Annotated in this window: 5 protein-coding genes and 3 rRNA genes; 7 read left to right on the plus strand and 1 reads right to left on the minus strand. The window is 65.1% G+C overall.

What is annotated here, in order from left to right:
* Positions 1–7: 7 nt before the first annotated feature.
* From OG589_RS08555 to rrf, 7 genes are all read left to right on the plus strand, one after another.
* Positions 8–1,207 (plus strand): argininosuccinate synthase, encoded by a 1,200-nt coding sequence (locus OG589_RS08555; protein ID WP_405147703.1) that lies wholly within the window; start codon positions 8–10, stop codon positions 1,205–1,207.
* 80 nt (positions 1,208–1,287) lie between these two features.
* Positions 1,288–2,730, plus strand: coding sequence for an argininosuccinate lyase (argH, locus tag OG589_RS08560; RefSeq protein ID WP_405151985.1), 1,443 nt, complete (start codon positions 1,288–1,290; stop codon positions 2,728–2,730).
* Positions 2,712–3,362: a DNA-3-methyladenine glycosylase gene (locus OG589_RS08565; protein ID WP_405147704.1), complete on the plus strand. Its 651-nt coding sequence runs from the start codon at positions 2,712–2,714 to the stop codon at positions 3,360–3,362. The genes argH and OG589_RS08565 overlap by 19 nt, the downstream gene beginning before the upstream one ends.
* A gap of 122 nt (positions 3,363–3,484) precedes the next feature.
* Positions 3,485–4,753: a tyrosine--tRNA ligase gene (gene tyrS / locus OG589_RS08570; protein WP_405151986.1), complete on the plus strand. Its 1,269-nt coding sequence runs from the start codon at positions 3,485–3,487 to the stop codon at positions 4,751–4,753.
* A 674-nt stretch (positions 4,754–5,427) separates the two neighbouring features.
* Positions 5,428–6,949 (plus strand): 16S ribosomal RNA (locus tag OG589_RS08575).
* 492 nt (positions 6,950–7,441) lie between these two features.
* A 23S ribosomal RNA gene (locus OG589_RS08580) occupies positions 7,442–10,578 on the plus strand.
* A 79-nt stretch (positions 10,579–10,657) separates the two neighbouring features.
* Positions 10,658–10,774: ribosomal RNA gene (rrf, locus tag OG589_RS08585) — 5S ribosomal RNA — on the plus strand.
* The 16S, 23S and 5S rRNA genes sit together here, the layout of an rRNA operon.
* 390 nt (positions 10,775–11,164) lie before the next feature.
* On the opposite strand, the gene OG589_RS08590 is transcribed toward rrf, so the two are convergent.
* Positions 11,165–12,784 carry a hypothetical protein gene (locus OG589_RS08590; RefSeq protein ID WP_405147706.1) on the minus strand — a complete coding sequence of 540 codons (1,620 nt, stop codon included), beginning with the start codon at positions 12,782–12,784 and terminating at the stop codon, positions 11,165–11,167.
* Positions 12,785–12,916: the final 132 nt, after the last annotated feature.

Raw genomic sequence — 12,916 nt, forward strand, 5'->3', positions numbered from 1 at the left:
CAGAGCAATGACTGACAGGGTGGTACTCGCCTACTCCGGTGGCCTCGACACGTCCGTGGCCATCCCCTTCCTCGCCGACCAGACCGGCGCCGAGGTCATCGCCGTGGCCGTCGACGTCGGCCAGGGCGGCGAGGACATGGAGGTCATCCGGAAGCGCGCCATCGACTGCGGCGCCGTCGAGTCGGTCGTGGTGGACGCCCGCGAGGAGTTCGCCGCCGACTTCTGCGTGCCGGCGCTCCAGGCCAACGCCCTCTACATGGACCGCTACCCGCTGGTCTCCGCCCTGTCCCGGCCGCTGATCGTCAAGCACCTGGCCGCCGCCGCCAAGGAGTTCGACGGCACCCACGTGTCGCACGGCTGCACCGGCAAGGGCAACGACCAGGTCAGGTTCGAGGCCGGCCTCGCCGCGCTGAACCCCTCGCTGAAGGTCATCGCCCCCGCCCGCGACTACGCCTGGACCCGCGACAAGGCCATCGCCTTCGCCGAGGAGAAGGGCCTGCCGATCGACGTCAACAAGAAGTCGCCGTACTCCATCGACCAGAACATCTGGGGCCGGGCCGTCGAGACCGGGTTCCTGGAGGACATCTGGAACGCCCCGATCGAGGACGTCTACTCCTACACCGCCGACCCGTCGCAGCCGCGCGAGGCCGACGAGGTCGTCATCACCTTCCAGGCGGGCGTGCCCGTGGCCCTGGACGGGCGCTCGCTCACCCCGTTCCAGATCATCGCCGAGCTCAACCAGCGCGCCGGCGCCCAGGGCGTCGGACGGCTCGACATGGTCGAGGACCGCCTCGTCGGCATCAAGTCCCGCGAGGTGTACGAGGCTCCGGGCGCGATCGCCCTGATCACCGCCCACATGGAGCTGGAGAACGTCACGGTCGAGCGCGACCTCGCCCGGTTCAAGCGCTCGGTCGACCAGCGGTGGGGCGAGCTGGTCTACGACGGCCTCTGGTTCTCCCCGCTCAAGGACGCGCTCGACACCTTCATCGCCGACGCGCAGAAGTACGTTTCTGGCGACATCCGCATGACCCTGCACGCCGGACGGGCCGTCGTGACCGGCCGCCGCTCCGAGGCTTCGCTGTACGACTTCTCGCTGGCGACCTACGACACGGGCGACGCGTTCGACCAGTCGCTCGCAAAGGGCTTCGTCCAGCTCTGGAGCCTTCCCTCCAAGATCGCCGCCGCCCGGGACGGTCGTCTCGGCTGACGAGGCCCATTTGGGCTAGGGTCGCGGATTGAGCGTTGGAACAGGGGAAGAGGAGAACGGTGGCTGAGGGTGGCAAGCCCATGCGGCTCTGGGGTGGCAGGTTCGAAGGCGGTCCGGCGGACGCGCTGACACGGCTGTCGGTCAGCGTGCAGTTCGACTGGCGGCTCGCGCCGTACGACCTGCTGGCGTCACGGGCGCACGCCCGGGTGCTCCACCGCGCCGGGCTGCTGAGCGAGGCGGAGCTCGAGCGCATGCTCGGAGCCCTGGACGACCTCGAACAGGCGTGCAAGGCCGGTGACTTCCGGCCCGCCGTGGCCGACGAGGACGTGCACACCGCTCTCGAGCGCGGGCTCCTGGAGCGTCTCGGCTCGCTCGGCGGCAAGCTGCGCGCCGGCCGCAGCCGCAACGACCAGGTGGCCACCGACCTCCGGCTCTACCTGCGCGACCACGTCCGCTACATCGTGTCGCGGCTCGTCGAGCTGGAGACGGCCCTGATGAGCCAGGCCGAGGAGCACGCGTCCACCGCGGCCCCCGGCATGACCCACCTGCAGCACGCCCAGCCGGTGTCGTTCGGGCACCAGCTCCTCGCGCACGTCCACGCGATCGCCCGCGACGTCGACCGGCTGCGCGACTGGGACCGGCGCGCGGCCGTGTCCCCGCTCGGCGCGGGCGCGCTCGCGGGCTCGTCCCTGCCCCTGGACCCGCAGGCGGTCGCAGAGGAGCTGGGCTTCGACTCCGCCGCGCCCAACTCCATGGACGCCGTCGCCGACCGCGACTTCGCCGCCGAGTTCCTGTTCTGCGCCTCGCTGATCGGGGTCCACCTGTCGCGGCTGGGCGAGGAGATCGTCCTGTGGGCCTCGCAGGAGTTCCACTGGATCGAGATGGACGACGCCTACTCCACCGGCTCGTCGATCATGCCGCAGAAGAAGAACCCCGACGTCGCCGAGCTGGCCCGGGGCAAGTCCGGCAGGCTCATCGGCAACCTCATGACGCTGCTGACCACCCTCAAGGGCCTGCCGCTCACCTACAACCGCGACCTGCAGGAGGACAAGGAGCCGGTGTTCGACTCGGTCGACACCCTGCTGCTGGTCCTGCCCGCCGTCTCCGGCCTGGTCTCCACGATGCGGGTGAACACCGCCCGCCTCGAGTCCTCCGCGCCCGACGGCTTCGCCCTGGCCACCGACCTGGCCGAGCTGCTGGTGCGCAGGGGGGTGCCGTTCCGCGACGCCCACGAGGCGGTCGGCCACCTCGTCGTGTGGTGCCAGGTCAACGACACCACCTTCGAGAAGCTCACCGAGGACGATCTCGCCAAGATCTCCCCGCACTTCGTGGAGACCCCCGGCGGGCCGGCCGTCCCCGGCGACGAGGGCGGCGTGCCGGGCACCCTCGACGTGCTGAACGTCCAGGGCGCGCTCGCCTCGCGCAAGGCGTACGGAGGCACCGCGCCCGACCGCGTCCGCGACCAGCTGACCGCCCTGCGGGAGATCGTCGACGGCCAGGCGGCGTGGGCGAGCGGATCCTAGACCGGCGGTTCTTCGACCGGCCCTCACCGGAGGTGGCGCCCGCCCTGCTCGGGCGGGTCCTGCGGCACGGGCCGGTCGCGGTGCGCCTGACCGAGGTGGAGGCGTACGGCCCGCCCGGTGCGGACCCCGCGTCCCACACCTACCGAGGGCGCACGCCGCGCAACTCCGTCATGTTCGGGCCGCCCGGTCACCTGTACGTCTACTTCACGTACGGCATGCACTTCTGCGCCAACATCGTCTGCCTGCCCGAGGGGATGGGCTCGGGGGTGCTGCTGCGCGCCGGCGAGGTGATCGAGGGGGCCGAGGTCGCCCGCACCCGCCGCCACCGGCCCAGTACGGCCGCACCGCTGACCGGCCGCAGCCAGACCATCCCCGAGCGCGACCTGGCGCGCGGCCCCGCGCGGCTGGCCGTGGCGCTGGGCGTGGGCAGGGAGCACAACGGGCTCGACTGCTGCTCGGGCTCCCTGGACCTGCGGATCCTCGAAGGCGACGCCGTGGACCCCGCGCTGGTCCGCTCCGGCCCGCGCACCGGCGTCTCCACCGCCGCGGACACCCCCTGGCGCTTCTGGATCGACGGCGACCCCACCGTCTCGCCGTACCGCAAGCACGTGCCCAAGAAGCGTCCGAGCTGACCCGCCATCGTGATCACGGGGAACGGCTTTCAAGTGGCGGAGTGGTGCGATGATCGGGCAGGCTGTAAGGCAAGGCGAAAGCCGTACATGTATCCGTCGAACCAACCATGAAGGCCAGGATCGTGACCGACATCCTCGATGACCTTGCGTGGCGCGGCCTGATCGCGCAGTCCACCGATATCGACACCCTGAGGGTGGCGATGGCCGAGGGTCCGATCACGGTCTATTGCGGGTTCGACCCCACAGCACCGTCGCTGCACGTCGGCAACCTCGTCCCGCTCCTCACGCTGACCCGCATCGAGCGGGCAGGGCACCGGGCCATCGGGCTGGTCGGCGGAGCCACCGGCCTCATCGGTGACCCCAGCGGCAAGAGCGAGGAGCGGTCGCTCAACTCGGCCGAGGTCGTCGCCGAGTGGGTGCGGCGCATCCGCGTCCAGGTGGAGAAGTTCATCGACCTGTCGGAGTCCTCCGGTTCCGTCCTGGTGAGCAACCTCGACTGGACCCACGGCCTGTCGGCCATCGACTTCCTGCGCGACGTCGGCAAGCACTTCCCGGTGAACCGCATGCTCGCCCGCGAGTCGGTCTCGGCGCGCCTGGCGGGGGAGGGGCTGAGCTACACCGAGTTCAGCTACCAGATCCTGCAGGCCAACGACTACCTGGAGCTCTACCGCAGGCATGGCTGCACGCTGCAGATCGGCGGCAGCGACCAGTGGGGGAACATCACGGCGGGGTGCGACCTGATCCGCCGTGTCGAGGGCGGCCACGTGCACGCGCTGACCGTACCGCTGATCACCAAGGCCGACGGCACGAAGTTCGGCAAGACGGCCGGCGGCGCGGTGTGGCTCGACCCCGAGCTAACCTCGCCGTACGCCTTCTACCAGTTCTGGCTCAACTCCGACGACCGTGACGTCGTGAAGTTCCTGAAGATCTTCAGCTTCAGGTCCAGGGACGAGATCGAGGCGCTGGAGAAGAGCGCGTCCGACCGCCCTGCGGCCCGTGAGGCGCAGCGGGCGCTGGCGGAGGAGTTCACGACCCTGCTGCACGGGGCGGAGGAGTGCGCCGCGGTGATCGCCGCGTCCGGCGCGCTGTTCGGCCAGGGCTCGCTGGAGGAGCTGCCGGAGCGAACGCTCGCGGCCGCGCTTGCGGAGGTGCCCAGGGCCGCGGTGCCCGCGCTCGGCGCCTCGTACGTCGATCTGCTGGCCGAGAGCGGGCTCGTCGAGAGCAAGTCCGCGGCCCGCCGCGCCGTCAAGGAGGGCGGGGCGTACCTCAACAACACCAAGATCACGGACGAGTCCTACGTCCCGTCCGCCGAGGACCTGCTGTACGGGCGGTTCCTGGTGCTCCGGCGCGGGAAGCGCTCCGTCGGCGGCGTCGAGGTCGTCGCCGGCTAGCACTCGCGGCATCCCTCCGGCCCCCGGTGAGCGTCTGTCACCGGGGGCCGGAGGCGTCTTCGGTAACACTCCCGTGGCGGCCTGGAGAGACTTTCTGTCATCGGAGGGGTGAACCGGGCGGTTGGTCCCCCGCCGATTTGACGGAGCCCCGGACGGCGCTTAGTGTTCTCTTCGCCCCAGGGAACGACGGGCTGCCGAACAGGCGCCTGGCTCCCGGGCATCCCGGAAGACATGTTCTCGGATTCGCCGTCTCTGACGGAGGATCCGGATCTGACGTGTTGCCCACGCGAGATCGAGCCGAACTTTTTAGACAGTTCGACTCGACATCGAGTGGACAGCAGGGTAAGTTAGACGGGTTGCTCTGAAAACGGGGTGACCGGACTGTACCGGTTCGGGATGGTTCATGTCAGATCGGATGATTTGACAGGGAGTGTCTGGATCTGGTAAAGTTAAGTAACGAATGGTGCGCCCTGGATGGGGTCGGAGCCGGTTGGTTCCGGATCTTGTCCGGTGTACGCGTCCGTTTCTTGAGAACTCAACAGTGTGTTAAAAGCCAGTGCATGAATATGCATACCTCCGTCTTCCGCACGCTCGTTTGCGGGTGTGTGGGGATGGTTTCCTTTGGTTGACATCGCACATGTGTGTGTGGTGTTCGCCGGGATTTCTTCAGACATTGTTTGGAGAGTTTGATCCTGGCTCAGGACGAACGCTGGCGGCGTGCTTAACACATGCAAGTCGAGCGGAAAGGCCCTTCGGGGTACTCGAGCGGCGAACGGGTGAGTAACACGTGAGTAACCTGCCCCTGACTTTGGGATAAGCCCGGGAAACTGGGTCTAATACCGGATACGACCAGCCTTGGCATCGGGTGCTGGTGGAAAGTTTTTTCGGTTGGGGATGGACTCGCGGCCTATCAGCTTGTTGGTGGGGTAGTGGCCTACCAAGGCGACGACGGGTAGCCGGCCTGAGAGGGCGACCGGCCACACTGGGACTGAGACACGGCCCAGACTCCTACGGGAGGCAGCAGTGGGGAATATTGCGCAATGGGCGAAAGCCTGACGCAGCGACGCCGCGTGGGGGATGACGGCCTTCGGGTTGTAAACCTCTTTCAGCAGGGACGAAGTTGACGTGTACCTGCAGAAGAAGCGCCGGCTAACTACGTGCCAGCAGCCGCGGTAATACGTAGGGCGCAAGCGTTGTCCGGAATTATTGGGCGTAAAGAGCTCGTAGGTGGCTTGTCGCGTCTGCCGTGAAAGCCCATGGCTTAACTGTGGGTCTGCGGTGGATACGGGCTGGCTAGAGGTAGGTAGGGGCAAGCGGAATTCCTGGTGTAGCGGTGAAATGCGCAGATATCAGGAGGAACACCGGTGGCGAAGGCGGCTTGCTGGGCCTTACCTGACGCTGAGGAGCGAAAGCGTGGGGAGCGAACAGGATTAGATACCCTGGTAGTCCACGCTGTAAACGTTGGGCGCTAGGTGTGGGGTCCTTCCACGGATTCCGTGCCGTAGCTAACGCATTAAGCGCCCCGCCTGGGGAGTACGGCCGCAAGGCTAAAACTCAAAGGAATTGACGGGGGCCCGCACAAGCGGCGGAGCATGTTGCTTAATTCGACGCAACGCGAAGAACCTTACCAAGGCTTGACATCGCCCGGAAAGCTCTGGAGACAGAGCCCTCTTCGGACTGGGTGACAGGTGGTGCATGGCTGTCGTCAGCTCGTGTCGTGAGATGTTGGGTTAAGTCCCGCAACGAGCGCAACCCTTGTTCCATGTTGCCAGCACGCCCTTTGGGGTGGTGGGGACTCATGGGAGACTGCCGGGGTCAACTCGGAGGAAGGTGGGGATGACGTCAAGTCATCATGCCCCTTATGTCTTGGGCTGCAAACATGCTACAATGGCCGGTACAGAGGGTTGCGATGCCGTGAGGTGGAGCGAATCCCTAAAAGCCGGTCTCAGTTCGGATTGGGGTCTGCAACTCGACCCCATGAAGTCGGAGTCGCTAGTAATCGCAGATCAGCAACGCTGCGGTGAATACGTTCCCGGGCCTTGTACACACCGCCCGTCACGTCACGAAAGTCGGCAACACCCGAAGCCCGTGGCCCAACCAGCTTGCTGGGGGGAGCGGTCGAAGGTGGGGCTGGCGATTGGGACGAAGTCGTAACAAGGTAGCCGTACCGGAAGGTGCGGCTGGATCACCTCCTTTCTAAGGAGCACCGGCCGTGGACACCTCCTGGTGGAGGGGTTCGGGGTCTACGTCGTGGTTGTGAGCGAACGTCTCACCTGCGGCAGCTCATTAGTGGAGCACTGGCTATTCAGTCCGGCCGAGGTCGCCGGCCTGTCAGTACTGCTTGCTTTACGGGTCTTCGGGTCTGTGGGGTGGGTTCAGGAACGCGGGTCCGGGGTCTGCGGCGGGGTTGGACACACTGTTGGGTCCTGAGGAAACGGGCCAACGCGCGGGGCCGCCGTGACCGGGTTGACCGGTTGCTTGCCATGGTCGTTGATCGTGGTGGCGGTCTCGTTGCTTGTGGGGTCGTTGTTTCCTTGTTTGCGGGGCCAGCCTTCCGTCATACCGGTTCGCATCGTGGCTTGAGAGATGTTGTGTCTTTCGGGTTGGTGGTGTGGGTGTCTGGTGGTGGGTGGGGTTGGTGGCCTGTTTGTTGTTTGTGAATTGCATAGTGGACGCGAGCATCTTTGTGGCCAAGTTTTTTAGGGCACACGGTGGATGCCTTGGCATCAGGAGCCGATGAAGGACGTGGGAGGCTGCGTTAAGCCTCGGGGAGTCGCCAACCAGACGTTGATCCGGGGATGTCCGAATGGGGAAACCTAGCACCAGTCATGTGGTGTTGCCGCCGTCTGAATGTATAGGGCGGTTGGTGGTAACGCGGGGAAGTGAAACATCTCAGTACCCGTAGGAAGAGAAAACAATAGTGATTCCGTGAGTAGTGGTGAGCGAAAGCGGATGAGGCTAAACCATGCGCGTGTGATAGCCGGCAGGTGTTGCGTGTGTGGGGTTGTGGGACCCTCTTGGAGGAGCTGCCGTTCTTCCGAACAGTGATAAATCGATGGGGTAGTCGAAGCTTCTGGGAAGTTGCGCCGTAGACCGTGAGAGTCGGGTAGGCGAAACCTTGTCGACTGTTTGAGGGGATCCCAAGTAGCACGGGGCTCGAGGAATCCTGTGTGAATCTGCCAGGACCACCTGGTAAGCCTAAATACTCCCTGATGACCGATAGTGAACAAGTACCGTGAGGGAAAGGTGAAAAGCGCCCCGGTGAGGGGTCGTGAAATAGTACCTGAAACCGTGTGCCTACAAGCCGTAGGAGCTTGGACGAGGCTTGCCTTGTCCGTGATGTGACTGCGTGCCTTTTGAAGAATGAGCCTGCGAGTTATGGTGTGTGGCGAGGTTAACCCGTGTGGGGGAGCCGTAGCGAAAGCGAGTCTGAATAGGGCGTTTGAGTCGCATGCTGTAGACCCGAAGCGGAGTGATCTACGCATGGGCAGGTTGAAGCGCGGGTAAGACCGTGTGGAGGACCGAACCCACCAGGGTTGAAAACCTGGGGGATGACCTGTGTGTAGGGGTGAAAGGCCAATCAAACTCCGTGATAGCTGGTTCTCCCCGAAATGCATTTAGGTGCAGCGTCACGTGTTTCTTGCCGGAGGTAGAGCACTGGATGGCTGATGGGCCTTACCGGGTTACTGACGTCAGCCAAACTCCGAATGCCGGTAAGTGAGAGCGTGGCAGTGAGACTGCGGGGGATAAGCTCCGTAGTCGAGAGGGAAACAGCCCAGACCACCGACTAAGGCCCCTAAGCGTGTGCTAAGTGGGAAAGGATGTGGAGTCGCAGTGACAACCAGGAGGTTGGCTTAGAAGCAGCCATCCTTGAAAGAGTGCGTAATAGCTCACTGGTCAAGTGATTCCGCGCCGACAATGTAGCGGGGCTCAAGTACACCGCCGAAGTCGTGGCATTCACGCGTTAAGCCCGGTGTGATGTGAGTCGCATCTAGGTGTGTGGATGGGTAGGGGAGCGTCGTGCGGCCGGCGAAGCAGCCGAGTGATCGAGTTGTGGAGGCCGTGCGAGTGAGAATGCAGGCATGAGTAGCGAATCAGAAGTGAGAAACTTCTGCGCCGGATGACCAAGGGTTCCTGGGCTAGGCTAATCCGCCCAGGGTAAGTCGGGACCTAAGGCGAGGCCGACAGGCGTAGTCGATGGACAACGGGTTGATATTCCCGTACCCGCTAGCACGCGCCCATATCGAATCCAGTGATACTAAGGGTCCTTAAGCCCCTGTTGTCCTTCGGGACTTGGTGAGGCTGAACGCCTGGCCTGATCTGGTAGTAGGTAAGCGATGGGGTGACGCAGGAGGGTAGCCCATCCCAGGCGATGGTTGTTCCTGGGGTAAGCATGTAGCCCGTGGCATAGGTAAATCCGTGCCACACGTAGGGTGAGATGTGATGCCGAGCCGATTGTGGTGAAGTGGGTGATCCCATGCTGCCGAGAAAAGCCTCTAGTGAGTGTGCCGGCGGCCCGTACCCTAAACCGACTCAGGTGGTCAGGTAGAGAATACCAAGGCGATCGGGTGAACTGTGGTTAAGGAACTCGGCAAATTGCCCCCGTAACTTCGGGAGAAGGGGGACCCTTGCTGGTGATGAGTCTTGCACTCGGAGCTGGTGGGGGTCGCAGTGGCCAGGGGGAAGCGACTGTTTACTAAAAACACAGGTCCGTGCGAAGTCGTAAGACGATGTATACGGACTGACGCCTGCCCGGTGCCGGAACGTTAAGGGGACCGGTTAGTGCGCTTTCGGGCGTGCGAAGCTGAGAACTTAAGCGCCGGTAAACGGCGGTGGTAACTATAACCATCCTAAGGTAGCGAAATTCCTTGTCGGGTAAGTTCCGACCTGCACGAATGGCGTAACGACTTCCCCGCTGTCTCAACCACAGACCCGGCGAAATTGCACTACGAGTAAAGATGCTCGTTACGCGCAGCAGGACGGAAAGACCCCGGGACCTTCACTACAGCTTGACATTGGTGTTTGGGACGGCTTGTGTAGGATAGGTGGGAGACGGTGAAGCTCGGACGCTAGTTCGGGTGGAGTCATTGGTGAAATACCACTCTGGTCGTTTTGGATGTCTAACCCGCGCCCGTGTATCCGGGTGGGGGACAGTGTCTGGTGGGTAGTTTAACTGGGGCGGTTGCCTCCTAAAGGGTAACGGAGGCGCCCAAAGGTTCCCTCAGCCTGGTTGGCAATCAGGTGTTGAGTGTAAGTGCACAAGGGGGCTTGACTGTGAGACCGACAGGTCGAGCAGGAGCGAAAGCTGGGACTAGTGATCCGGCGGTGGCATGTGGAAGCGCCGTCGCTCAACGGCTAAAAGGTACCCCGGGGATAACAGGCTGATCTTCCCCAAGAGTCCATATCGACGGGATGGTTTGGCACCTCGATGTCGGCTCGTCGCATCCTGGGGCTGGAGTAGGTCCCAAGGGTTGGGCTGTTCGCCCATTAAAGCGGTACGCGAGCTGGGTTTAGAACGTCGCGAGACAGTTCGGTCCCTATCCGCTGCGCGCGCAGGAGACTTGAAAGGGGCTGTCCCTAGTACGAGAGGACCGGGACGGACGAACCTCTGGTGTGCCAGTTGTTCTGCCAAGAGCACGGCTGGTTGGCTACGTTCGGGAGGGATAACCGCTGAAAGCATCTAAGCGGGAAGCCTGCCTTGAGATGAGGTCTCCCACCTGGAAACAGGGTAAGGCTCCCAGGAGACGACTGGGTTGATAGGCCGGAGGTGGAAGCATCGTGAGGTGTGGAGCTGACCGGTACTAATAGGCCGAGGACTTGACCACAAAGCGTTTTGCTCGCGTCCACTATGTAACTCAGAAACAACAAGCCGTGGCTTTTGCCTGGTTGTGTGTTTCAAGGGGTTACGGCGGTCATAGCGGAAGGGAAACACCCGGTTACATTCCGAACCCGGAAGTTAAGCTTTCCAGCGCCGATGGTACTGCACCGGGGACGGTGTGGGAGAGTAGGACACCGCCGGACAAATATTGTGTTGGTAGGAGAGCCATCCACTTTGTGGATGGCTTTCCTGCGTTATAGAGGCTTTTGCGCTGACGCCGTCAGGTCATTCGACCTCGTCGGCCTTGCGCGATCTCCGGAGCTCAGCGGGTGCGCGCCCTTCTCGGTCGGCGCGTCCCGGGGGCTTCGAGGCCTTGCTAGGCTGGAGGTGCCGGGCCACCCCACCACGGGTGGCCTTTGTCGCGTAAGGCGCCTATGCGCGGGCAGCGACAGAGTGAAACGGGCCTGTGCCCCGCGGCCGGATGGACCGTCCCCTCCGCACATGGTCGGCGCAATGAGCGAACGCGGATCACAGTGGACGCGGTGAGCGAGCAACGAAGGATAGAAGTGAACAGAGATAACGGACGTGAGGACTCAGGCCGTCCCGAAGACGGTGGAAGCCGCTCGGGCGGGGGTTCCGGAGGGTTCCGCAGTGACCGCTCCGAGGGAGCGAGGGGCGGGCGCCCGGCTGATGGCGACCGCGCCGGAGCCCGTAGTGAGGGACGCCCCGGCGACGGCCCGCGCTATGGCGAGCGGCGTGAGGGCCGTCCCGCCGGCCCGCATGGGTCCCGCGATCGTGACTCTCGTGGCGGACGTCCGTTCCAGCGCGACAACCGTGGTGACCGCCCGTTCAGCCGCGAAGGTGGCGGTGGTTCGAGCAGCGGCAGGCCGTCCGACCGTGGCGACCGCCCAGGTCGCTCCTTCAACCGCGACGACCGCGGAAACTCTGGCTTCAACCGCGACGACCGTGGAGGCTCCGGGTACAACCGCGACAATCGCGGGGGTTCCGGCTTTAACCGCGATGACCGCGGCGGGTCCGGTGGCGAGCGTTCCTACGGCCGTGGTGACCGTGACCGCGCGCCTGGTGGCCGTGGCGGAGGCTCGTATGCCCCGCGCGGTGGTGACCGTCCTTATCGTGAGGGTGGCCGGCCGGATTCCCGTCCCGGGGAGCGGCGCGAAGGCGGCGGCTCCGCCGGCTGGCGTGACCGTGACGACCGTGGCGGGCGCCCTTCCGGCTCCGGTGAGCGTGGAGGCCGCCCGTTCCAGCGCGACGATCGCGGAGGTTCCGCTCCGCGATCCTTCAGCCGTGAAGGTGGCGGCGGTCCCGGTGCGCGCCCGTACAACCGTGATGATCGGGGCGAGCGCGAGAGCCGTCCCTCCTATCGTGACGACCGCGGCGAGCGCGAGAGCCGTCCTCCTTACCGCGACAATCGCGGAGGCTCTGGTGACCGTTCCTTCGGTCGCGAGGGTCGTGACGACCGTGGCGGCGGGCGCCCTCCGTTCAACCGTGACGACCGGCCCGGCGGCGGGCGTCCGTTCACCCGCGACGACCGCGGGGGTTCGGGGGAAGGCCGTCCCGTCACCCGCGACGACCGCGGGGGCTCGGGGGAGGGCCGTCCCGCCGGTTCCTCCGGATGGCGTGACCGCGATGACCGCGGCGGCCGTCCGTACAACCGGGACGACCGCGCCGACCGTGGTGCCCGGCCGTTCAATCGGGACGACCGTGGTGGCCGGCCGTTCAACCGTGAGGGTGGCGGCGGTCGTCCGTTCAATCGTGATGACCGTGGTGGTCGTTCCTTCGATCGTGACGACCGCGGGGGTCGTCCCGCCCAGCGGGACGATCGTGGCGCTTCGGGGCCGCGCCCGTTCAGCCGTGAAGGTCGGGACGACCGTGGAGCGGCCGGGAGCCGTCCCCCCTACGGCGAGGGCCGCGAGAGCCGTCCGTTCAACCGCGATGACCGTGGTGGCCGTCCGTTCAACCGTGAGGGTGGCGGTGGACGTCCGTTCAACCGTGACGACCGCGGTGGCCGGCCGTTCAATCGTGATGACCGTGGTGGTCGTTCCTTCGATCGTGACGACCGCGGGGGTCGTCCCGCCCAGCGCGATGATCGTGGCGCTTCGGGGCCGCGCCCGTTCAGCCGGGAGGGCCGTGACGAGCGGGGTTCCCGCGAAGGCCGTCCCTCCGGCGGCGACCACGGCCGGGCGTACGGGCACCGTGACAGGGACGGATACGCTTCCCGCGATCAGGGGGGTGGCGCCCCGCACTCCGACAGCGGCGGTACGCGCGCGCGGTACGGTCGCGAGCGCGGGGACGCCGAGCGTGCCCCTCGCGAGGAGCGCCCCGCG

It is taken from the genome of Sphaerisporangium sp. NBC_01403 (assembly GCF_045040145.1).
Taxonomy (GTDB): Bacteria; Actinomycetota; Actinomycetes; order Streptosporangiales; family Streptosporangiaceae; genus Sphaerisporangium; species Sphaerisporangium viridialbum.